The 21,887-nt window shown below is 66.6% G+C and carries 25 protein-coding genes and 1 pseudogene; 16 read left to right on the top strand and 10 right to left on the bottom strand.

Going from position 1 to position 21,887, the window contains the following annotated elements; translation table 11 throughout:
* Positions 1-698 (top strand): AEC family transporter (locus JWQ89_RS07195; protein ID WP_299639657.1); only part of this gene is annotated, 698 nt, incomplete at its 5' end.
* A gap of 35 nt (positions 699-733) precedes the next feature.
* Here JWQ89_RS07195 and tehA read toward each other — a convergent pair.
* Both tehA and JWQ89_RS07205 read right to left on the bottom strand, forming a co-directional pair.
* Positions 734-1,693: a dicarboxylate transporter/tellurite-resistance protein TehA gene (gene tehA, locus JWQ89_RS07200; RefSeq protein ID WP_299639658.1), complete on the bottom strand. Its 960-nt coding sequence runs from the start codon at positions 1,691-1,693 to the stop codon at positions 734-736.
* A gap of 149 nt (positions 1,694-1,842) precedes the next feature.
* Complete coding sequence (locus tag JWQ89_RS07205; protein ID WP_299639660.1) at positions 1,843-3,708, bottom strand: nucleoside-diphosphate sugar epimerase/dehydratase; 1,866 nt, start codon at positions 3,706-3,708, stop codon at positions 1,843-1,845.
* Positions 3,709-3,831: 123 nt separating this feature from the next.
* On the opposite strand from JWQ89_RS07205, the gene JWQ89_RS07210 reads away from it, so the two are divergent.
* From JWQ89_RS07210 to JWQ89_RS07240, 7 genes and pseudogenes are all read left to right on the top strand, one after another.
* Positions 3,832-4,446, top strand: a complete 615-nt coding sequence (locus JWQ89_RS07210) for a ribonuclease H-like domain-containing protein (RefSeq protein WP_299639662.1) — start codon at positions 3,832-3,834, stop codon at positions 4,444-4,446.
* The gene (locus JWQ89_RS07215; RefSeq protein ID WP_299639663.1) at positions 4,446-5,084 is read left to right on the top strand and encodes an LPS export ABC transporter periplasmic protein LptC; all 639 of its coding nucleotides are present in this window, start codon (positions 4,446-4,448) and stop codon (positions 5,082-5,084) included. Before JWQ89_RS07210 ends, JWQ89_RS07215 begins: the two co-directional genes overlap by 1 nt.
* The gene (gene lptA / locus JWQ89_RS07220) at positions 5,081-5,530 is read left to right on the top strand and encodes a lipopolysaccharide transport periplasmic protein LptA (protein ID WP_299639664.1); all 450 of its coding nucleotides are present in this window, start codon (positions 5,081-5,083) and stop codon (positions 5,528-5,530) included. The genes JWQ89_RS07215 and lptA overlap by 4 nt, the downstream gene beginning before the upstream one ends.
* A 38-nt stretch (positions 5,531-5,568) precedes the next feature.
* A pseudogene (gene lptB / locus JWQ89_RS07225) lies at positions 5,569-6,294 on the top strand (LPS export ABC transporter ATP-binding protein); the annotation flags it as partial.
* Positions 6,295-6,431: 137 nt separating this feature from the next.
* Positions 6,432-7,946 carry an RNA polymerase factor sigma-54 gene (gene rpoN / locus JWQ89_RS07230; RefSeq protein ID WP_299639666.1) on the top strand — a complete coding sequence of 505 codons (1,515 nt, stop codon included), beginning with the start codon at positions 6,432-6,434 and terminating at the stop codon, positions 7,944-7,946.
* A 428-nt stretch (positions 7,947-8,374) separates the two neighbouring features.
* Positions 8,375-8,944: an HPF/RaiA family ribosome-associated protein gene (locus JWQ89_RS07235; protein ID WP_299639668.1), complete on the top strand. Its 570-nt coding sequence runs from the start codon at positions 8,375-8,377 to the stop codon at positions 8,942-8,944.
* A gap of 48 nt (positions 8,945-8,992) precedes the next feature.
* Positions 8,993-9,460 carry a PTS sugar transporter subunit IIA gene (locus JWQ89_RS07240; RefSeq protein WP_299639670.1) on the top strand — a complete coding sequence of 156 codons (468 nt, stop codon included), beginning with the start codon at positions 8,993-8,995 and terminating at the stop codon, positions 9,458-9,460.
* A gap of 275 nt (positions 9,461-9,735) precedes the next feature.
* On the opposite strand, the gene JWQ89_RS07245 is transcribed toward JWQ89_RS07240, so the two are convergent.
* The gene (locus JWQ89_RS07245; protein ID WP_299639672.1) at positions 9,736-10,008 is read right to left on the bottom strand and encodes a DUF1150 family protein; all 273 of its coding nucleotides are present in this window, start codon (positions 10,006-10,008) and stop codon (positions 9,736-9,738) included.
* Positions 10,009-10,023: 15 nt separating this feature from the next.
* Complete coding sequence (locus tag JWQ89_RS07250; protein WP_299639674.1) at positions 10,024-10,443, bottom strand: Hsp20 family protein; 420 nt, start codon at positions 10,441-10,443, stop codon at positions 10,024-10,026.
* Positions 10,444-10,562: 119 nt separating this feature from the next.
* Here JWQ89_RS07250 and JWQ89_RS07255 point away from each other — a divergent pair, with 119 nt between their 5' ends.
* Entirely contained in the window at positions 10,563-11,438 is an 876-nt protein-coding gene (locus JWQ89_RS07255; protein ID WP_299639675.1) for a glycosyltransferase family A protein, read from the top strand.
* A 160-nt stretch (positions 11,439-11,598) separates the two neighbouring features.
* Here the strand turns inward: JWQ89_RS07255 and JWQ89_RS07260 are convergent, their stop codons facing one another.
* The 5 genes from JWQ89_RS07260 to JWQ89_RS07280 all read right to left on the bottom strand — a co-directional run bounded on the left by JWQ89_RS07260 (position 11,599) and on the right by JWQ89_RS07280 (position 15,174).
* Positions 11,599-12,501, bottom strand: a complete 903-nt coding sequence (locus JWQ89_RS07260) for a ribokinase (RefSeq protein WP_299639677.1) — start codon at positions 12,499-12,501, stop codon at positions 11,599-11,601.
* Complete coding sequence (locus JWQ89_RS07265; protein WP_299639678.1) at positions 12,498-13,016, bottom strand: DUF1697 domain-containing protein; 519 nt, start codon at positions 13,014-13,016, stop codon at positions 12,498-12,500. The genes JWQ89_RS07260 and JWQ89_RS07265 overlap by 4 nt, the downstream gene beginning before the upstream one ends.
* The gene (locus JWQ89_RS07270) at positions 13,013-13,615 is read right to left on the bottom strand and encodes a YdeI/OmpD-associated family protein (RefSeq protein WP_299639679.1); all 603 of its coding nucleotides are present in this window, start codon (positions 13,613-13,615) and stop codon (positions 13,013-13,015) included. The genes JWQ89_RS07265 and JWQ89_RS07270 overlap by 4 nt, the downstream gene beginning before the upstream one ends.
* A complete protein-coding gene (locus JWQ89_RS07275; RefSeq protein ID WP_299639681.1) occupies positions 13,615-14,436 on the bottom strand; it encodes an arylamine N-acetyltransferase in 822 nt (273 codons plus the stop codon). Before JWQ89_RS07275 ends, JWQ89_RS07270 begins: the two co-directional genes overlap by 1 nt.
* An 81-nt stretch (positions 14,437-14,517) precedes the next feature.
* Entirely contained in the window at positions 14,518-15,174 is a 657-nt protein-coding gene (locus tag JWQ89_RS07280) for a L,D-transpeptidase (RefSeq protein ID WP_366143977.1), read from the bottom strand.
* A 218-nt stretch (positions 15,175-15,392) separates the two neighbouring features.
* Here JWQ89_RS07280 and JWQ89_RS07285 point away from each other — a divergent pair, with 218 nt between their 5' ends.
* From JWQ89_RS07285 to JWQ89_RS07305, 5 genes are read left to right on the top strand one after another with little or no spacing between them, the layout of a single operon-like run.
* A complete protein-coding gene (locus tag JWQ89_RS07285) occupies positions 15,393-16,064 on the top strand; it encodes an amino acid ABC transporter permease (RefSeq protein ID WP_299639683.1) in 672 nt (223 codons plus the stop codon).
* Entirely contained in the window at positions 16,064-16,735 is a 672-nt protein-coding gene (locus tag JWQ89_RS07290) for an amino acid ABC transporter permease (protein WP_299639684.1), read from the top strand. The genes JWQ89_RS07285 and JWQ89_RS07290 overlap by 1 nt, the downstream gene beginning before the upstream one ends.
* Position 16,736: 1 nt before the next feature.
* Complete coding sequence (locus tag JWQ89_RS07295; RefSeq protein WP_299639686.1) at positions 16,737-17,471, top strand: amino acid ABC transporter ATP-binding protein; 735 nt, start codon at positions 16,737-16,739, stop codon at positions 17,469-17,471.
* A 5-nt stretch (positions 17,472-17,476) separates the two neighbouring features.
* The gene (locus JWQ89_RS07300; RefSeq protein ID WP_299639688.1) at positions 17,477-18,394 is read left to right on the top strand and encodes a N(4)-(beta-N-acetylglucosaminyl)-L-asparaginase; all 918 of its coding nucleotides are present in this window, start codon (positions 17,477-17,479) and stop codon (positions 18,392-18,394) included.
* 19 nt (positions 18,395-18,413) lie between these two features.
* The gene (locus JWQ89_RS07305) at positions 18,414-19,205 is read left to right on the top strand and encodes a transporter substrate-binding domain-containing protein (RefSeq protein ID WP_299639690.1); all 792 of its coding nucleotides are present in this window, start codon (positions 18,414-18,416) and stop codon (positions 19,203-19,205) included.
* A 158-nt stretch (positions 19,206-19,363) separates the two neighbouring features.
* Here the strand turns inward: JWQ89_RS07305 and JWQ89_RS07310 are convergent, their stop codons facing one another.
* Positions 19,364-20,365, bottom strand: coding sequence for a LacI family DNA-binding transcriptional regulator (locus JWQ89_RS07310; protein WP_299639692.1), 1,002 nt, complete (start codon positions 20,363-20,365; stop codon positions 19,364-19,366).
* Between the two features lie 86 nt (positions 20,366-20,451).
* Here JWQ89_RS07310 and JWQ89_RS07315 point away from each other — a divergent pair, with 86 nt between their 5' ends.
* Together JWQ89_RS07315 and JWQ89_RS07320 are read left to right on the top strand one after the other, a co-directional pair.
* A complete protein-coding gene (locus JWQ89_RS07315) occupies positions 20,452-21,363 on the top strand; it encodes an ROK family protein (protein ID WP_299639693.1) in 912 nt (303 codons plus the stop codon).
* Positions 21,360-21,887, top strand: a 528-nt coding sequence (locus JWQ89_RS07320) for a copper homeostasis protein CutC (protein WP_299639695.1), incomplete at its 3' end; no start/stop codon positions are given. The genes JWQ89_RS07315 and JWQ89_RS07320, both read left to right, overlap by 4 nt.

The raw sequence follows: 21,887 nt of genomic DNA on the forward strand, positions 1-21,887 counted from the left end.
CCCGTTTCGTCTTCCATCTCTCCATCGGCATGAGCGCCCTCGCCGCCCTCGCCGCTTCGGCGCCTAATCTCGCCTTTCTCGGCCCTACGGTGCTCGGATATCTCTATGGAGCCTCGAGCAACGGACCGGTGGCGCTCGGCAACATCATCAATTTCGTGACGGTCATCCCGGCGACGCTCATTCTTCTCTCGATCGACAGCCAGCCTGTGGCAGGCCCGGATGGCGCCAAGCCGCAGCCCGTCAGCGTCGGCTCGAAAATCGTCCAGGCGCTCCGGCAGCCGGTGGTGTGGATGCCGGTGCTCGGGGTGGTCGTGGTCCTGTTGGGTGTTACCGTGCCGCCGCCGCTCGACAGCGCACTGGCGCTGCTGGGTCAGGCGTCCGCCGGGGTCGCGCTGTTCGTCTCCGGCATCGTCCTCGCCAGCAACAAGGTGACCGTGTCGGGTCCCGTGCTGCTTCTCGTCATTGCCAAGAACATCATCCAGCCGGGCCTCGTCATCATTGCCCTGCTGCTGCTCGGCTACGGCAATCCGGTTCTCAGCGAGGCGGTGGTGGCAATTTCGGTGCCCTCGCAGGTGCTGATCGCCATGCTGGCGCTGCAGTACAAGATCGCGCCGGTTGAATTCGCCTCCGTGCTGGCCCTCACCACCGTCGGCTCGCTCGTCACCATGAGTGCGTTCATCGCGCTCACCGGCGGGTGAGGGCGTCACTCCACGACCGGTTCAGGTTCGCAACCTCATGGCTTGGCGATACCGAGGGGAGCGGGAAGCAGCTTGCCGGCGACCAGCAGCGCCACCGTGCCGACGATCAGGCCGACGACCAGAAGGTTGGCGACAACGAACCCCACCACCGCAACCACCGCGATGGCCCCGGCGTCGCCGCGTGACGCAAGGACCAGGCTGGCAGAGGCAAGCGCCGTGGCGCCGAAGCTGAAGGCCCAGAGCGAGGGCGCGAACCGCCGCGCGATCCAGGGCATCATCCGGGCCAGTAGCAGCGCCTGCAGAACCGCATAGCCGATGAAGGCGTGCACCAGGATGTCGCCGGCCCCGCTCGTGGCATTGACATAGGCGAGGGCGCCCACCGCAGGAGGCGCCAGCTGGATGCCGAGCGTCGGCCGAAGGGCCTCGCTCAGGGGTTCGGTGTAGAGGCGCCGCAGCAGCACGGACTCGATCGCGAGCCAGGTGAAAAAGCCCGCTCCAAACGCCAGTTGGCCCCAATCGGGGTAGCCGAAGGCCGAAAGCCCGTCCGAGACGACGAACGATCCGGCGACGAGCGGCAGATAGAGCACCGGCGTGGTCGCAGCTTCCGGCCGGCCGCCGCGCCATAGCAGGCCGGTGCGCCAGATGCCGAAGCCGAGGGTGAAGATCGCCCCCAGCGCGTAAAGCAGCGCAGCGATGCCTTCGCTGTAGGGCAGCAGCCCGAGGCCGGCCAGCATCGTCGCCACGCCGGCGAGGCCGACGAAGCAGCACTGCACGGGATCGGCGATCTCCGCCTTGGCGGCCCCAGGCGCCGCGACCCACTTGAACACGTAGAGTGCGGCCAGCACCGCCCATACGACGATGCCGAGCCAGATGAAGCCCTCGCCGATCCCGCCGGGAAGCTCCCAGAGCCGTTGCACACGCCACGAAATGCCGAGCCCGATGGTGCCGAGCACGATCGAGAAAAATGAGGCGGGAACGATGGGCAGGCGTCGCATGGCTCGCTCCGGAATGAGGTCGGAAGTCCTTGCGGCCACTGTATTCATCGAGAGCTGCGCTGCTTCCCCGGGACTGCTGCGCCTGCGCCATTCTTGCCGCTTTGTGCCGCGGCTCTTGGGGTAACCGCAGCGCCAAGCGCCACGTGGGCCTATTCCTCCACATACTCGAACAGCACGCGCCGGACTTCCGCCTCGTCCTCGGCCGCGAGCGCCGCTTCGAGGGCGGCGAGGGCGACCTCGAGGCCGTCGGTGTTGCGGGCGCCCGGTGGGGTGCGGAGGATTTTCGGCTGGGTGGTGCGGAGCGCGTTGGCCGGATCGAAGAACAGCTCCTCGGTGAGCTTTTCGCCCGGCCGCGCGGCGGTCTCGAGGATGGCGATGTCGCCGGCCGGATTGTCCGCCGATTTCACCGACAGCCCGGCAAGCCGGATCATGTTCTCGGCGAGGTCGCGGATGGCGACCGGCTCGCCCATGTCGAGCAGGAAGATGTCGCCGCCCTCGGCCAGCGCGCCCGCCTGGACGATCAGTTCGGCCGCCTCGTGGACGGACATGAAGTAGCGCGTCATGCGGTTGTCGGTGAGGGTCACGGGCCCCCCGGCGGCGATCTGCTCGCGGAACAGCGGCACCACCGAGCCGTTCGAGCCGAGCACGTTGCCGAAGCGGACCGAGCAGTAGCGCATGCCGCTCCCGCCGTCCCGGGCCTTGCCGTGATGGCGGACGATCAGCTCGGCCCAGCGCTTGGTGGCGCCCATGACGCTCGCGGGCCGCACCGCCTTGTCGGTCGAGATAAGGACGAAGCGCTCGACCCGCGCGGCGACGGCCGCCTCGACCAGGGTTTTGGTGCCGATGACGTTGTTGCGCACGCCCTCGAGCGGGTTCGCCTCGACCAGCGGCACGTGCTTGTGCGCCGCGGCATGGAAGATCACCTCGACGCCATGCGTTGCCAGCGTGCGGCGGAGCAGCCCCGCATCCGCGACCGAGCCGAGCACCGGCACCAGCGGCATTTCGGCCAGCGGCTTCAGCGACCGCTCGATCTCGTACAGCGCGAACTCGTTGGCCTCGAGCAGCACCAGCTTCCTGGGTCCGTGCCTGACGATCAGCCGGGTGAGTTCGGAGCCGATCGAGCCGCCGGCGCCGGTGACGAGGATCACCCGGCCGGCGAGCATTTCGCGCATCAGTTCGGGATCGGCCGGCACCGCCGAGCGGCCGAGCAGGTCGTCGATATCGATCTCGCGCAGCTGGCTCACCAGGTACTTGCCGGACACCAGGTCGGCGATGGCCGGCAAGGCCCGGATCTTCAGCTGATGGTGGCTGAGTTCGGCGACGATCCTGGCGCGGCGCGTGGCGTCGGCCGAGGGGACCGAGAGAATCACCTCCCGCACGCCGCGGTTCCGGATCAGCTCGCCGAGCTTGCTTGCCGGATAGACTCGGATGCCGGCGACGTCGCGGCCCCAGAGGTTCTGGTCGTCATCGAGAAAGGCGACGACATGGCTGGCGCGCTGGGCCCGCAGCGCCTCGGCGAGCTGGGTGCCGGCCGAGCCGGCGCCATAGATCACCACGCCGCCCCGGCGGTCGATGCCGGTCTCGGGCAGCCAGAGCAGGGCCTTCGCAAGGAAGCGCGAGCCGGCGATGATCACCGTGCCGAAGATGAAGTAGAAGAACGGCACGGTGCGCGGGAAGATGGCGAGCCTCGTCGCCTCGGCGAGGAACAGCGCGAACACCCAGAACAGCGTCGCCAGCATCATCGCCTGGATGATGGTCCACAGCGCCCGCTCGGGGAGGTAGCGGATGACGGCGCGATAGAGCCCGAGCCGCACGAACACCGGAATGGCCACCACCGGCGCCAGCAGCATCAGCAGGATGTGCGCCGGCATGGGGGTGAACGGGCCGCCGAGGCGGATGGTGAAGCTCAGCCACAGCACGCCGAGCAGCGCCAGCGTGTCGAAGGCGATCAGGATGGCCTGCTTGGCGCGGCGCGGTAAACCGCTCAGTCCGTCGCGGACCTTGCTCAGCGTCATCGAAATTCCACCCGCCACAAGCCGCCTGGCCGCGCGGCTAACGGTTTGTAGCGGTGCTGCCCGGCCTTTCCAACGCCTTTATGCTATGGCATCACAGCGCAATCGCGGGACCGGGATCAAGACATGACTATCAGACTGCATCGGGGCGACCTGCCCGACCTTTCGCGCTATGGCCGGGAGGTGGCGATCGACACCGAAACCATGGGGCTCGATCCGCGCCGCGACCGCCTCTGCGTGGTGCAGCTTTCGCCCGGCGACGGCAGCGCCGACGTGGTGCAGATCCCGGCGGACCTGAGGGAGGCGCCTAACCTCGTCAAGCTGTTCAGCGACCCCGGCGTCACCAAGATCTTCCACTATGCGCGCTTCGACATGGCGGTGCTGAAGCATCGCTTCGGCGTCGTCACGGGCCCCGTCTACTGCACCAAGATCGCATCGAAGCTCGTGCGCACCTATACCGACCGGCACGGGCTCAAGGATCTCGTGCGCGAGCTGCTCAACATCGACCTTTCGAAGCAGCAGCAGAGCTCGGACTGGGGCGCCGAGAAGATCACCGAGGCGCAGCTCGACTACGCCGCGTCGGACGTCCTCTACCTCCACGACATCAAGCGCCATCTCGACCGCATGCTGAAGCGCGAGGGCCGGGTGGAGCTCGCCACCGCCTGCTTCGACTTCCTCAAGCACCGGATCGATCTCGACCTCTTGGGCTGGGACGAGACCGACATCTTCGCGCATAGCTGATGGCGTCGCTGGCCGCCCCGACCGATGTGCGTGCCCGGCTCTATGCGAGGCTCGGCCGGCGCAACCGGGTGGTCGGGGCGCTGCGCTGGATCGTGCCGGCGGCGGGAGCGGCAGTGTTCGCCGTGGTGCTGGGGATGATCGTGCTGGGCAGCCTCGCCGAGCGCTTCGGCTTTTCCAGCATCCGGATCGACCGCGACAACCTCGTGGTCGAGACGCCCAGGCTGACCTCCACCGGCGATGACGGCACGCTCTATGCTCTCACGGCCCGGGCGGCGAAGGTGGCGACGACGCAGAGCGACCTCATCGACATGGAAGACGCGACCTTCACCATGACCCCGACCCGCGGCGCGGCGATGACGGCAGAGGCGGCGGCAGCGCGGTTCCAGGCCAACGACCAGCTGCTCGACGTGCCGGGCGTCGCGCATGTCACCAGCACCAGCGGGCTCGACGGCACGCTCGAAGCGGTGTTCGCCGACCTGATGAACTGGAAGATGGTGGCGAGCGGCGCCGTGGACCTCAAGCTGCCCGGCGGCTCGACCCTCACCTCCGACGGCATGACCTTTGACCGGACGACCGGCATCTACACCTTCAAGGACGTCACCGTGAACCTCGTCACGACGCCGGGAGAGACAGAGTGAAGCGGCTTGCAGCCTTGTTCACGGCGCTGCTGCTGGCGCTGCCGGCGGTTGCCGCGGAGCCGGTCAAGGTGACGGCCGACGGCTTCACCATCGACCAGAACAACAAGAACGCCACCTTCTCCGGCAACGTGGTGATCACCCGCACCGGACTGACGCTGTGGGCCGACAAGGTGGTGGTGATCTATGGCAGCGGCGGCGAGGGCGACATCGACAGCCTGACCGCGACCGGCCAGGTGAGGATCAAGACCTCCACCCAGGAGGCCACCGGCAGCAAGGCGACGTTCGATCCGGACAGCCAGGTGCTGCGGCTCACCGACAACGTCACGGTGGTCAACGCGCAGGGCACGGTGAGCGGGCCGGAACTGACCATCAACCTTCAAACCGGGAACTCGGTGTTCAAGGGCAGCAAAGGGGGCCGGGTGACCGGCGTGTTCACCCCGCAATGAACGAGGGCGCCGCAGCGACCCAGGGGGCCAGGGTCGACCAGACCGGGTGGCTCGTGGCGCACGGGCTCAACAAGAGTTTCGGCAAGCGCACCGTGGTCGAGAATGTCAGCCTCGCGGTGCGCCGCGGCGAGGCGGTCGGCCTGCTCGGGCCGAACGGCGCGGGCAAGACCACCGTCTTCACCATGATCATGGGGCTGGTGAAGCCCGACCGGGGCAAGATCCTGCTCGACGGGCGGCCGATCACCAACCTGCCGCTGTTCCAGCGCGGCCGGCTCGGCATCGGCTACCTGCCGCAGGAGAGCTCGATCTTTCGCGGCCTCAGCGTCGAGGGCAACATCCTCGCTGTGCTCGAGGGCCACGTGCCGAAAAAGCGCGACCGGCTGCTTCGCCTCGAGGAGCTGCTCGACGAGTTCGGCATCCGGCACATCGCCAGATCCAACGCCCTGGCGCTGTCGGGCGGCGAGCGGCGGCGGGTCGAAATCGCCCGCGCCATGGCTGCCGACCCGCTGTTCATGCTGCTCGACGAGCCCTTCGCCGGCGTCGACCCGATCGCGGTCAGCGAGGTGAAGATGCTGGTCCGCCACCTCACCCGCCGCGGCATCGGGGTGCTGATCACCGACCACTCGGTGCGCGAGACGCTATCGCTGGTCGACCGCGCCTACCTGATCCACGAGGGCCACGTGATGATCCAGGGCAAGCCCGAGGTCATCGCCGCCGACCCGGAGGCACGGCGGGTGTATCTGGGGGATACGTTCGAGGTGTGAATGGTGAGGAAGGCCGCCCAAACCTCCCCCGCCATTCACCATTCACGCCTTTCCCCGTTGGCACGCTTCTTGCCCTCCGTGGCCCAATCATGCATGTTCGCCCGCGGGAAGTCTTATTGCCTCGGGGGAATGCGTGTATGGCCTTGACGCCACGGCTTGAGGTTCGTCAGAGCCAGAGCCTGACGCTCACGCCGCAATTGATGCAGTCGATCCGGCTGCTGCAGCTCAGCCATCTTGAACTCAACGCCTTCGTCGAGGCCGAGCTGCTGCGCAATCCGCTGCTCGAGCGCGAGGACGGGGCCGAGGCGCCGGAGGAGGCAGCGAACGAGCTGCCGGAGCGGCTGGTCGAGCTCAACGCAGCCGAGGACACGGTCGATTTCGGGGAGCGCATCCAGTCGGCGGATTCGATAGCCAACGGCTACGACACCGAGGTCGAGAACGTCTTTCCCGACCAGTCGGCGCCCGACCGGCAGACCGATTCATCGCTCTGGGCCGAACGCGGCGGCTCCGGCGAAGGCGAAGCGGTCGATATCGACCAGTTCGTCGCCGCGCGCCCCACCCTCGGCGACCATCTCGCCGTGCAGGCGGGCCTAATCACCGGCGACCCCGCCGAGCGGCTGATCGCGCAGTTCCTGATCGACAGCCTCAACGAGGCGGGGTACCTGGCGGTCGAACTCCAGACGGTGGCAGAACAGCTCGGCGCGCCAGTCGCGGCGATCGAGGCGGTGCTCGAAAAGCTGCAGGGATGCGACCCCATCGGGGTGTTCGCGCGCAACGTGCGCGAGTGCCTCGCGCTGCAACTGCGCGAGAAGGACCGGCTCGACCCGATGATGGTCCGGCTGCTCGACCATCTCGAGCTCATCGCCCAGCACGACATGGGCGCCCTGGCGCGCGCCGTCGGCTGCGACCGCGAGGATCTCGTCGACATGCTGGCAGAGCTCAGGGAACTCGATCCCAAGCCGGGCCGCGCCTTCGAGGCCGGCCCGGTCGAATCGGTGGTCCCGGACGTTTTCGTCAGGCGCGGTTCGGGCGGCGAGTGGCAGATCGAGCTCAATGCCGAGGTGCTGCCGCGGGTGCTGGTCAACCGCACCTACTATGCGAGCGTCACGCGGAAGACCCGCGACGTGGCGGAAAAGAGCTTCCTCACCGATTGCCTCGCCACCGCCAACTGGCTGGCCAAGAGCCTCGACCAGCGGGCGCAGACCGTCCTCAAGGTCACCGCCGAGATCGTCAAGCAGCAGGACGGCTTCCTCGTCCACGGCATCACGCACCTGCGGCCGATGACGCTCAAGGCGGTGGCCGACGCCATCGAGATGCACGAATCGACGGTGAGCCGGGTCACCTCGAACAAATACGTGTCGACGCCGCGCGGGCTGTTCGAGATGAAGTACTTCTTCACCACCGCGCTCGGCTCCTCGACCGGCGAGGCCGACCATTCGGCCGAGGCGGTGCGCCACCGCATCCGTCAGATCATCGAGGCGGAACTGCCGGCCGATATCCTCTCGGACGACACCATCGCCGAGATGCTGCACAAGGAGCGCGGCATCGAGGTCGCCCGCCGCACGGTGGCGAAATACCGCGAGGGCATGCACATCCCCTCCTCGGTCATCCGCCGCCGGCAGAAGCGGGCGCTGGTGGCAGCGGGGCGGTAGAGCATATTGCCTGATGGCCGGTGCGAGCCGACCCCCACCCCTGTCCCCTCCCCCTAGGAATGGGGAGGGAGACGAAAACTCGGGCTTTGGTGGCAGGGTCTCCCTCCCCCTGTTCAGGGGGAGGGGACAGGGGTGGCACCGGCCGTGAGGCTGTCCCCCTCTCCTTGAATCGGGGTAGGGAGACCAAAAGGCCGGCCCTGGTTGCAGGGTCCCCTCCCCATTGCCAGGGGGAGGGGACAGGAGCGTGGACCCCCTCGCACCGCACGCGAGGGCTTCCCCCTAAGTCCTATCCCTCGCAATTGAACCCAACCGCCAGCCGCGCATTGCCCCCTGTGCAGGGGCGGTCTAGACTCCCCGCACCGGGGTGCCCACATCTCATGGTGTCGGCCGCCTCGGCCGATTACACCAAAAAGAGAAAGAGGACCTCCATGACTCTGCGCGTCTCAGGAAAGAACATGGATGTCGGCGATGCGCTCCGGCTCAAGGCGCAAGGCCATTTCGACACGGTAGTGAAGAAGTATTTCGACGGCAACTATACCGGCCACCTCACCCTCGAGCCCGAAGGCTCGGGGTTCAGCGCCCAGTGCATGGTGCATCTCGATTCCGGCGCCGTGCTGCAATCGAGTGCCTTTGGCGGCGACGCCATCTCGGCCTATACCGGCATGGCCGAGACCATCGAGAAGCGGCTCAGGCGCTACAACCGCAAGCTCAAGGCGCACCGGCGGCACCCCAACGGCACCGCCGAGGAGGCGCCGTCCTATGTGCTGGCCGCCCCCAGCGAGGACGACGAGTTGCAGGAAGACTACTCGCCGCCGGTTATCGCCGAGGCGACCTCCAGCCTCATTCAGATGTCTGTGGGCGAAGCGGTGATGCAGCTTGATCTGACGCAGGCGGAAGTGGTGGTATTCCGGCATGCTGGACATGGTGGCCTGAATGTGGTCTACCGCCGCGCCGACGGGAATATTGGCTGGATCGATCCGGCCCTCAGGCCGAACTAGGGCTCCGGAAGAGCTTGCTCTTTCCGCTTCCACGATGGGAAATTCTTGATGGAATTGGCTGACATCCTCTCCGAGGAGTCCGTAATTGTTTGTTCTGGTATCAAGACCAAGCTCGACGTGCTGCAAAGGCTTTCAGAACGCGCCGCCAGCGTCACCGGACAGGACGCCGCGACGATCTTCGAGGCCGTGAACGACCGCGAGCAGCTGGGCTCGACCGGCCTCGGTAACGGCATCGCCATCCCGCACGGCAAGATTCCCGGCATCGGCGCGGTCACCGCGGTATTCGCCAGGCTCGAGACCCCAGTGGAGTTCGAAGCGGTCGACGACCAGCCGGTCGACCTCGTGATGCTGTTGCTCGCCCCCATGGGGGCGGGCGCCGATCATCTGAAGGCCCTGGCCCGGGTGGCCCGGATCCTGAGGACCGACTCGGTCACGAGCCGGCTGCGCCGCAGCCACGACGCGGCCGAGATGTACGCAATCCTCACCCAGCCGCTGCAAACGACGCGGGCGGCGTAACAGCCAACGATTTCGGATTTCTCCCCCTGCCTTCTCCCTTGCGGGAGAAGATGCCCGAAGGGCGGATGAGGGGTTGTCTCCCTAGACGCTGTCGCTCCTCGGATCGGCGATGCCTTGCATCGCGACCCCTCATCCTGCGCCATGCGCCACCTCCTCCCCGAGGGGAGAAGGCGAAAGTGTCCGCAGGTATGAGGATGAAGGCCGGAACTCCCCTCCCCTCAGTGGGGAGGGCCAGGGTGGGTGGTGCGGCGGAGGCTCGAGGCCTCAGCTCCCGCTCAGTGCAGCGTCACGATCCCGAAGGACTTGTCGGCCAGCCACTCTGCGACCGCTTCCTCGCTGTCGCCAACCATCAGCGGCGAGCCGTCGGCGGAAACCACGATGTGGAAGTCGGACTCTTCACTGAATTCGCTGTCGGGCAGGATCGGACCCATGTCCGCGCCCTTGACGTGCTTGACATAAACCACCGCATTGCCGCCAAGCGCCATGAACTGGGCCGGCGTCAGGCTCCGCAGGGGGTTGTCGATGTTTGCTTCTCTGTTCTCTTGCATGCTGTGTTCCCCTTTCTAGGCAGAACGAATCTCGATACGGCGGGCGATTTTTTCGGCTCTTGGACGAACAACTGCGATCATCAGCATGCCGTTCCTCAAAATCGCGTCTTTCACCACCATGCCGTCGGCGAGGAGGAAGTTTCGCTGGAACTGCCGCGCGGCAATGCCGCGATGCAGGTACTGCCGGGCCGCGTCGTCCTTCTGGCGCCCACGCACCAGAAGCTGGTTGTCCTCCACCATCACCTCGAGGTCGGCTGAGCCGAACCCGGCTACGGCGATGGAGATGAGGAAGGTCTCAGCGCCCTCCTGGTCGAGCGAACGCTCGATATTGTAGGGCGGATAGCCGTCGGCGGCTTTGCTGATCCGATCGATGCGTTCTTCGAAGGCATCGAAGCCGAGCAGGAATGGCGCCGAAAACATCGAGACGCGCGACATCCGATCGTCCTTGTTCCAAGCAACGTAATGGACCGGCCCGAGTTTCAGTGGCACCGATCCACGGGCATTGATATGGGTCGGGCGCGGGCGCGCTTCAAGTCCGCTGACGGGCCGGGGGCTTGACTTTGACGGATGCAACGGTGGCGGTGGTGATCCCCGCCTACAAGGCCGAAAAACTGATCGGGGAAGCGGTGAGGAGCGTACTCGCCCAGACCTACCCCGATTGGGAAATCTGGGTGGTCGCCGATGACGGCGAGGACTACGAGGACCTGCTGGGCCGCGCCGGCCTTGCCGACAACCGCTTCCACTTCCTGAGCTCGGGCCGGGTGGGCGCCGGCGCCTCGCGGGCCCGCAACCTGGCGCTCGACCGCATTCAGACACCCTATGTGGCGATCCTCGATGCCGACGACCGGATGAAGCCCAGGAAGCTCGAGCTGGCGGTCGCGGCGCTCGCCGCATCCTCGCCCATCGTCTCGTCGGCACTCGAGGTGATGGACGCGGGCTACAACCGATTGCGCCTCGTCGGCGACGGGCCGGACCGGGTGCTGAGCCCCGGCGGGTACAAGTTCGTCAACCTGTCGATGGATTCGATGATCGTATGGGACCGCCGGCGCTGCGACGCGCGCTACGATCTCAACCTCACCAACATGACCGACCTCGAACTGCTGATGCAGCTGTGGCGCACGGCGGCTACCGTCCACCACCTCGGCACGCCGCAGCACGACTACATCAAGCTGCCGAGCTCGATGAGCAATGGCGAGGGGGTCACCGAGCGGATGATCGCCTCGAAAAAGGCGCTGCTCGAACGTCTGGAAAAGGGCCAGTACCGCTTCGCCGCCCCCGATGCGGCCGAAGGCCTGATCGCCTTTCTCGGCCTCTCGCTCGCGGCCGAAGCGGCCTACCCCCTGGCCCTCAAGGAGACCCCCGGCCTGCTGTTCGAGAATCACCTCGAGCCGATGCTGAGGGCGTACGAGGCGCAGGTGCTGGCGGACTGAGTATCGGGAATTGCGCGTGGGGCCACCCCCACCCTTTATCCCTCCCCACAAGGGGGAGGGATAAAGAGTGATTTGTGCCAGATGAACCGAGGCTGCGGCTCACGCGCCTCCCTCCCCCTTGTGGGGAGGGACCGAGGGTGGGAGTGGCCCCACGCTCGAACTAGGCAGTCTGTCCCAGCGCCTTCTCCACCTCAGCCGCGTACGGCACAGCCGGCTGCGCCCCCGGCTTCAGCACCGCAAGGCTCGCCGCAACCGCCGCCCGCCGCATCGCCGACTCGAGGTCCAGCCCCCGGTCGAGCCCGGCCGCCAGGTACCCGCAGAACGTATCCCCTGCCCCCACCGTATCCACCGGATCGACCTTCAGTGCCGGCACGGCGAAGCTGCCGGTGGGCGTCGCGGCCCGCGCCCCGTCCGGCCCCAGCGTCACGATCACCGTCTGGTTCTGCGATTTCGCCCAGTCGGCCATCGCCGCATCGAGCCGGTCGAGTCCGGCGCCGGTCAACAGTTCGAACTCGGTCTCGTTGGCGATGACGATCGAGGCCTTTTCGGCCACCGCCCTCGTGGTCGGAAGGAAGGGCGCGGTGTTGAGGATCGAGACGACGCCCTGGGCCTTGGCCAGTTCCAGCGCCCGTTCGGTGGCCGGCTGCGGGATCTCCTGCTGCAGCATCAGCACCGAGCCGATGCCGAGGCCGGCGAGAGCCGCGTCGGCATCGGCCGGGCCCATCGTGCCGTTGGCGCCGGGGAGGATGGCGATGACATTCTCGCCCGCCTCGTCGACGAAGATCATGGCAATGCCGGTGGCGCCGGCGACAGTCCGCACGTGGGTCAGGTCGACGCCGTCGGCGCGCAGAAGTTTGAGCGCTTCGATTGCAAAACTGTCGGAACCGGCCGCGGCAAACATGCGCATTTCGGCCCCGGCCCGGCGCGCCGCGAGCGCCTGGTTGGCCCCCTTGCCCCCGGCCGCCATCGAGAATTCCCTCCCCGGCACGGTCTCGCCGGGCTTCGGGATACGGCTCACGGTGCCGATCAGATCGAGATTGGTGGAGCCGAGAACCGTAATCATTTTAAGACCTTGGGGATGGTGTTCCAGTTGCGCATGGTCGCGACCGCGCCCTTCTCCAACTGCCGGTCGAACTTGTCCAGCCCCGGCCCATGCCGCCCATCGGGCTGCCGGTGGCCGACAAGGTAGATGTCGCGCCGATCCACCCGCACCACGTCATAATCTCCGGCCACGCCGAGGAATTTTGCGTTGTACGGCAATGGCTTGTCGAACATCATCACATAGCGGTGGAAAGCGCCGTCGGCCGGCAGTCCAGCGAACGGGTTGGAGGCCAGCATCGCCTCGATCTCCGCCCCCGAGCGCATCACCGCCTCACTGAAAAATCCCCAGCGCGTCTCGATCGCCGCCTCGAGTTCCGTCTTGGGATCGCGGTCCGTCTCGAAGCGCACATTGCCGCTGGCGAGGATGGTCTTGACCCGGGCGTAGCCCAGCTCCTCGCAGAGCGCCTTGAGCTCGGCCATCTTCATCTGGCGCTTGCCCACATTGACGGCGCGCAGGAACGCCACCCAGACCGTCACTTCTGCTTGCCCTGCGGATAGATGGTCTCGCCGCGCTTCAGCATCTCGACGAAGCCCTCGATCTTCTTCGCCCGGCCGGCCGGGGTCTTCATGTTGTGGGTGCGGAAGGCGAGCGCGAAGCGGTTCTGCGCGCTGAGCTTGCCGAACATCTCTTTCGCCGCCGGTTCCGCGTCGATCGCGGCCTGAAGGTCATCGGGGATCTTCATGTCCTTGCTGCCGCCGTATGCCTTGTCCCAACGGCCGTCTGCCTTGGCTGCCTCGACATGCTTCAGGCCATGCTCGGTCATCCGGCCGGATTTCACCAGCCGCGCGACGTTGTCGACGTTGATCTGGCTCCAGATGCTCTTCTTGCCGCGCGGCGTGTAGCGCTGCAGGAAGCTCTTGTCGTCGTGCCCCTTGCGCACCGCGTCGATCCAGCCCCAGCAGAGCACCACGTCGATCGCCTCCTTGGGCGTGATCGAGGCCATCCCGGAGCCGACCTTGTGGATCTTGATCCAGACCTCGTCCCACTTGTCGTGGTGCCGGGCGAGCCAGTCGTAGAACGCCTGCTCGTCCTTGAACTCGCGGACCTTGTCCGGATCGACCTTGATCGGCGCCATCAGTCGAGCCCGCCGTCGACGATTCTCTGCAGCGCCGGATCAAGCCGCTCGTCATGAGGCAGGCTGATGCCGAACGGACCCGACAGCACCTCGCGCAGCTCCGCCACCGAGGTCAGCATCCGGGTCTCGCTGGGGCCGCCGGTGAGGTGCGTGCTGAATTTGAGGTTGTCGAGCGCGAGGCGGCGGCCCTTCTCGGCGCGCGCCGCGACCAGCCGCTCGACGAACAGGCCCCGGGTGGAAACCGACTCGTTGACGTCGAGCAGCTGATCTTCGCCAAGTTCGGTGCGATCGAAGGTGTAGAGCGCCTTCCAGTCCTCGCCGAGCCGGGCGTCGAGCCGCCACAGGCCGTCGGCCTCGCTCAGCCGGAAGGTCTCGTGCACCGTCGCCTGCTCGAGATCGGCACGCAGCCGCAGCGGCGCGGTCGGCGTCAGCCCGCCGAAGCCGACATCGACGAGATAGGGCGTGCCGGCGACGTCGACGGTCAGCAGCACGTGGCTGACCGGCCGATCCTCGCCGTCGTCCGCGCCCCAGCGCACTACGGCGCCATGGAGCTTCACCTCGAAATCGAGCTCCTCGAGCATGGCCTTGAACAACAGGTTCTGCTCGAGGCAGAAGCCGCCGCGGCGGTCGAACAGTAGCTTTTGCTGCAGGTTCGCGAGATCGAGTCGCACCGGCGCGCCCATCAGCGGATCGAGGTTCTCGAACGGAATCGCCGCGACATGCAGCTGGACGAGCTGGCTCAATGTCTCCAGTGACGGAGCGATCGAGCCGGCAAAGCCGATACGCTCGAACCAGGCATCGATATTGGCCTTGGACGCCACGGACTACCCCACCGCCGATTCCGGGAAGGCATAATGATCAGCGAAACGGGATTTGTCACCCGGTCGTCGGCACTGATCCCGTCAGCCGGTAACGATCACCCGCGTTCCCGTGGAAACCCGGCTGTAAAGGTCGATGATGTCCTGGTTGATCAGCCGGATGCAGCCCGAGGAGACGCTCTGGCCGATGGTGTAGGGCTCGAGCGTGCCGTGCAGGCGGAAATGCGTGTCCTGGCCGTTGCGATAGAGATAAAGGGCGCGCGGGCCGAGCGGGTTCTTGAGGCCGGGCTCCAGCCCGGCGGCGACCGGGCCGTAGCGCTCCGGCTGAGTCTTGACCATGTTGGCGGTCGGGGTCCAGCGCGGCCATTCGGCCTTGCGAGCAATCACCGCGCTGCCACGGAAATTCAGCCCCTCCTCGCGTCCGACGCCGACGCCGAAACGCATGGCGCGCCCGCCCGGCTCGACCAGATAGAGGAAGCGCTCGGTGGTGTTGACGACGATGGTGCCCGGCTTTTCCTTGCCGGAATAGTCGACTTCCTGGCGCCAGAATTTCTGCGGGATGCGGCGGATATCGACGCCCGGGATCGGGAACGGCTCGTCGGTCTTCATCGAGTAGTAGCTGGCCCACGGCTCGTCGACCTGGATGATGTTCGAGGCAGTCAGCTGGCGCTGTCCGGTGGACGAACAGGCACTGAGCGCCAGGGCGGCGCTCCCGATCATGAAGAGGCGGCGGGTGGGCAAGGCAGATCTCGCTGGAACGTGAAAATTAACGATACTACCCAGCAAGATGCCGCCGGCATTGTCGAGTGCATTGCGGTCACACTTGCCGGCCAATGCCGATCACGGCGGCGTGTGCGGAGTTTCCGGCTCCCGGCGCAGCGGCGATATGGCCACCTCGCGACTTGACATTGCAAAACCGTCACATAAAGTGAAACCGGTTTCAGTCGGCGGGAGGGCGCGTGCGGCTCGATCTCACCATCCTTGTCCCGCATCTCGGCTTTTTGGCCGAAGGCGCGCTGTTGACGGTCGAAGTCTGTGTCCTGGCGCTCTGCGGCAGCGTCATCCTCGGCATGCTGGTCGCCATCGCGCGCACCTCGTCGAGCAAATGGCTCAACCGATTGGCCTTCGCCTATGTCGACCTGTTCCGCAACATCCCGTTCATCGTCCAGCTGTTCTTCTTTTATTACGGGTTGCCCGAGATCGGCATCTATATCGACGCCTTCACCACCGGCGTCATCGCGCTGTCGATCGCCGGCGGGGCCTATGCCTCGGACGCGATCCGCGCCGGCATCCTTGCCATCGACAACGGCATCCTCGAAGCGGCGGAAGTCAGCGGGCTCAGCAAGCGCGTCACCTTCACCAAGATCGTGCTCCCCATCGCGCTTCGCACGTCGGTGCGGCCGCTCGGCTCGGTGCTGATCAACATGATCCTCACCTCCTCCATTCTCTCGACCATCACGCTCAACGAGCTGACCGGGCAGGCCAAGATCGTCGCCTCCGACACCTTCCGGCCGTTCGAGGTCTATGTCGTGTTGCTGGTGGTCTATGCGGCGCTGACCTATCTCGTTTCGCTCGGCATCACGCTCTTGCATCGCCGGCTCAACCGCGACCTCCAGGAACAGGTGAGCTGATGCGTTTCGCCGAGTTCACTCCGTACGACATCGTACTGCTGCTGCAGGGTCTCGGCGTCACCATCGGGCTGTTCCTCGTCACCACGCTGATCGGCGTGTTCGTCGGCGTGCTGTGGGGCGTGGTGCGCTTCTACCGCGTGCCGGTGCTGACGCAGGTCATCACCTTCGTCTCCGAAATCCTCAAGAACTCGCCGGTGCTGGTGCAGCTGTTCCTGGTGTTCTTCGGCTTTCCGGCGTTCTTCCACGTCAACGTGACGCCGGTGCAGGCCGCGATCGTGACGCTCTCGGCCAACACCGCGGCCTTCGTCTACGTCATCGCGGTGTCCTCGATCGAATCGATCGGCCGCGACCAGATCGAGGCGGCGCGGGTGTTCGGGCTATCGCGCTGGCAGGTGCTGCGCCACGTGATCGCGCCGCAGGCGGCCGCCTTCTCGATCGGGCCGCTGACGGCGCTGCTGGTCAACCAGCTGCAGGTGACTTCGCTGATCTCGGTGATCGGCGTCATGGATCTCGCCAAGATCGGCGCCAACCTCAACCTCAGGACGCTGAAGCCGTTCATGGTGTGGACGGTGGTCGGCATCCTTTACTACCTCACCGCCAAGCTCGTCGCGGCGATCGGTGCGCGGCTCGAGAAACGTCTGCGGTCGCACACCGCCTTCCGGGGCCTTTGAAATGCTGAAAGTCGAAAACGTCAAAAAGGCCTTTGGCCAGGCGGTGGTGCTCGACGGCGTCAACCTTGTGGTGAACCCGGGCGAGGTGGTCTCCATCCTCGGCTCGTCGGGTTCGGGCAAGTCGACGCTGATCCGCTGCATCAACGGGCTCGAAAAGCTCAATGCGGGCAAGATCACGGTCGATGATTTCGATGTGAGTAAGCCCAAGGAACTGGCCGAGGCGCGCAAGCGCAGCGGCACCGTGTTCCAGCTCTTCAACCTCTACCCGCACATGACGGCGCTGCAGAACATTACGCTAGCGCCGATCGAAGTGCTGAAGCGCCCCAAGGCCGAGGCGGAAGCCGAGGGCCGGGCGCTGCTCGCCTCGGTCGGGCTCGGCGATCGCGCCGATGCCTATCCGGCGCAGCTGTCGGGCGGCCAGCGGCAGCGCGTCGGCATCTGCCGGGCGCTGGCGATGAACCCGCGCTACCTGCTGCTCGACGAGGTGACCTCGGCGCTCGACCCCGAGATGACCTCGGAAGTGCTCGACATCCTCGCCAAGCTCGCGACCAGCGGCACCACCATGCTGTTCGTCACCCACGAGATCGAGTTCGCCCGGCAGATCTCCAATCGCATCGTCTTTCTCGAGAAGGGCGTGCTGCTGGTCGACCTGCCGACCAAGGAATTCTTTGCAGCCGACGGTGGCCTCGCACAGCCGCGCGTCGCGCAGTTTCTATCCAAGATGCGGAAAGACTGACCACCATGTTGTTCATCGCCAACGCCGAAGGCTGGGCGGGCGTGCCGACCACCGTCGACATGCTGAAGTCGGGCGCCGACAGCCTCACCGCCATGGTTGCCGGCATTTCGAAGGTCGAGGCCGAACCCAAGGTGCGCAGCGTCGGCTATGGCGGCTGGCCCAACATGCTGGGCGAGATGGAATGCGATGCCGCGGTGATGGACGGCACCACCCGCGAGATCGGCAGCGTCGGTGCAGTGCCAAATACCATCCCGGTCGCCCGCCTCGCCCACGAAGTGCTGAAGCGATTGCCGCATGTCATGCTGACCGGGGCGGGCGCGCGCCGCTTCGCCACTGAAACCGGTTTCTCCGTCGACGACGTACTGCTCGAGGATTCAAGGCGCGTCTGGTGGGAGCGGCTCGAAAAGGAGCTGGGCCCGGAGGACGCGGCGCGCTTCCCCGACGTGCCGCTGGTGCCGCTGCTCAAGACCATCACCGACCCCGAGCGGGTGCGCGACACCACGGTTTATCTCAGCGCCGATGCCAATCGCGGCATCCACGCTGCCACCTCGACCTCCGGCTGGGCCTGGAAATATCCCGGCCGCCTCGGCGACAGCCCGATCCCCGGCGCGGGCTTTTATGCCGACAGCCGCTACGGCGCCGCCGCCTGCACCCATACCGGCGAGATGACGATGCGCTGCGCGACCAGCCGCACTATCGTTCTCGCCATGAAGCTCGGCTACTCGCTCGGTGACGCGATCAAGCTCGCGGTCGAGGAGCTAAACGAACTCAGCGAAGGGTTCCTCGGCGGGGTGGTGATCCACGCCGTCGATGCCAAGGGGAACCACGAGGTGGTGAATTTCCGGTGCCAGGGCGAGATCCGCTACTGGCTCTGGGACGAGTCGATGCCCGAGCCAGAGCTCATGGCAGCGAAGACTGCATGATCAGGAGAGGAACCAAACCATGAAGCGTATTCTGACTGCCATTGCTGCGCTGGCGCTCGTCGCCGGCACGGCTGCCCCGGCTTTCGCCGGCATGCTCGACGACATCCGCGGCCGCAATGTCGTGCGCATCGGCGTGTCGCTCGGCGGCGAGCCGATCGGCTTCCGCGACGAGCAGAACAACCCGGTGGGCTACGACGTCGACGTCGCCAACATGATCGCGACGAAGCTCGGCGTGCCGGTCGAGTTCACGGACGTCTCGGGTGACGCGCGCATCTCGATGTTGGTCTCGGGCCAGCTCGACATCGTCGTCGCCAACACGTCGGCGACGCTCGAGCGCGCCAAGTCGGTGAACTTCACCATCCCCTATAACCGCGCCGGTCTCCGCGTCATCGTGCAGGCCGACTCGGGCATCACCAAGCTCGAAGACCTCGCCGGCAAGAAGGTCGTCGTCGGCCGCGGCACCACCGGCGAAACCTTCATCAAGACCGCCGTACCGACCGCCGAGCTGGTCTATGTCGACCAGTTCGCCCCCGATGGCGTGCTGCAGCTGCAGCAGAGGCGCGTCGACGCGGCCATCGAGGACTCCTCGCTCCTCGACTACCTCGCCACCAAGAACCCCACCCTCGTGACGCTCCCGGGCCTCTATTCGAACGACCCGATCAGCATCGCGGTGGCCAAGGGCGATACCGAGTTCGTGCGCTGGCTCGACATGTTCGTGTCGGACTACATCCAGTCGGGCGCCTATTCGGCGAACTACAAGAAGTGGTGGGGCGAGACCGCCAACCCGCCCGAGCTGATCGCGCTCTGGTAAGAACCGGCAAGGGCGGCGCCCTCCCTTCGCACGCCACCCGAGCCAACAACCGGGCCGTCCCCCAAAGGCGGCCCGGAACCCCGTTCTGATTGCTCAGTGCTGCCGCTGCCCTCTCCCCTGAGGGGAGAAGGGAAAACGCAGCCTCCAGGGGTGAACCCCTAGCTCGTTTTCCTTGGCACGAACCGCGTCGGGATCATCACCGGCGGCTGGCCCGGAACGAACGCGGACGGATCGGCGATGAACCGCACCATCTGGCGCACATAGTCCGCCTTGTCGTAGCCGATCGAGGAAATCGGATAAGCGTCGAAATCGGTCAGGGACAAATTGTCGAATCCGTAGAGCCGGAAGCGCGTCGGCCGGTTGCCCGGAAAATCCTCGCGGCAGACGTCGAGAATGCCCATCGCCATGGCGTCCGAGGTGCAGAACACCGCATCGGGGCACTCGAAGCCGACCACCGCCGGCGCCGCCGCGTGCCCGCTCTGATAGGAATAGTCACCCTGGACCGTCTGCACAAGCTCGATCCCATGCTTTGCGAATGCCCGCACATAGGAGGCGATACGCGCCTCCTCGACCAGCGAGGACGCACGCCCCGTGACCAGCCCCGCGGTCTTGACGCCGTTCCGCGCAGCGTCCGCCACCGCCTGGCCGATGCCCATCGCCTCGTCCGGAATGACGGTGGGCGACAGCATGTCGTGCCGCCCGTTGAGCATAACCACCAGGTCGGAGCGGAACATCTTCCGCACCGTCTCGGCGTCGGCGAAATCGGAGAACACCAGCGCCGCGTCGACGTGATAGGCGACGCCCTGGCGCAGGAACTCCTCGACCTTGTCGACCGAGCCGACGCGGATGAGGATGACCTGCTTGCCGATCGCCTGGGTTTCGGCCAGCAGCAGGTCGAACAGGTCGAGATCGGACAGATCATGGATGTGGTTGACCACCACGGCGACGAGGTTGACCGTCTTGGTGGTGAGGCTCTGGGCCAGGAGATTCACCCGATAGCCGAGCTCCGCCGCCGCCTGCAGCACGCGATCGCGTTTTTCGGCCGAGACCGGGCGCTTTTCGGTCGAGAGCGCGCGCGACGCCACGGCGCGGGATACGCCCGCCAGCGTCGCGACATCGTCGATCGTGGGGGTCGCCTGTTGCCGGCTCTGTTCAACCATTACGCGCCATCGCACCCTTCGCGCCGGCCGAGTCGGCCAGCCGCCACGAACCTAGACGCCTGCTCGTTAGAAAGCACTCAACACAGATGATTATCTGCCTCGATATTGGCGGTTCCGGGATCAAGGGCGCATTGGCGAAGAGCCCGTCCGACCTGACCCCGCTCGGACGCGTCGCAACACCGCTCGAGGATTTCGCCGCATTCGTCGCGGCGATCCGCGGGGTCGCCGAGCGCGCCGCTCCAGCCGATGTGCCCGTGGCCATCTCGATCACCGGCGTGGTCGATCCGGCGACCGGCACCATCACCTGTGCCAACATCCCGTGCATCGACGGCCGGCAGCTGGCAGCCGAACTTTCGGCGCGCCTCGGCCGACAGGTGTTCGTCGCCAATGACGCGGACTGCTTCGCCATTGCCGAAGCCATCGAAGGCGCCGGGCGGGGCCACCGGATCGTCTTCGGCGCCATCCTCGGCACCGGGGTCGGCGGCGGGCTGGTGATCGACGGGCATATCGTCAACGGCGCCGGCGGCTTTGCCGGCGAATGGGGCCATGGCCCGGTCGCCGCGACCTCTGCCGGCACCCCGCCGGTCGCCATTCCGCGGTTCAACTGCGGCTGCGGCCAGATCGGCTGCGTCGATACGGTCGGCGGAGCGCGTGGCTTGGAGCGGCTCTACAAGCACCTCCACGGCGTCGACCTCGCCAGCACCGCGATTGTCGAAGCGTGGCGCGCCGGCGACGCGGCGGCCCGGCGCACCATCGAGGTGCAGGTGGACCTCCTGGCCGGTCCGCTGGCTCTGGTGGTCAACGTCGTCGGCGCCGGCATCGTCCCGGTCGGCGGCGGGCTCGGCAAGGTGCGCGAAATCATTGCGCTGCTCGACACCGAAGTCCGCAAACGCATCCTGCGCCGGCTCAACCAACCGCTGGTGGTGCCCTCGCAATTGACGGTCGAGCCCGGCCTCGTCGGCGCCGCCATCCTCGGTTTCACGGAGCATGCCGCGTGACCCTCCTCGAAGTCTGCGTCGCCGACCCGCAAAGCCTTACGGCGGCCATTGCCGGCGGCGGCGACCGGATCGAGCTCTGCTCGGCGCTCGAACTCGGCGGGCTGACGCCGTTGCCGGGGCTGATGGCGCTCGCCGCCAGGGCGCCGATCCCGGTCTACGCCATGGTCCGCCCCCGCAGCGGCGACTTCATCTTCGATGACGCCGACATCGGCGCCATGCTCGCCGACATCGACGCCATTCGCGCCGCCGGCCTCGCGGGCGTGGTGCTGGGCGCCTCCCGACCGAACGGCGAACTGGACCTCAAGGTGCTCAAGCGGCTGCTCGACCACGCCCAGGGCCTCGGCAGCACGCTGCATCGCGCCATCGACCTCGTGCCGGATTTCGCCGAGGCCACCGAAGCAGCGGTGTCGCTGGAGTTCGAGCGCATCCTCACCTCGGGCGGTGCCCACCGGGCACTCGACGGTCTCCCCAACATCGCCACCGCCCACGCCACCGCGCGGGGGCGGATCAAGATCATGGCCGGC

The organism is Devosia sp. (assembly GCF_028290645.1).
Taxonomy (GTDB): Bacteria; Pseudomonadota; Alphaproteobacteria; order Rhizobiales; family Devosiaceae; genus Devosia_A.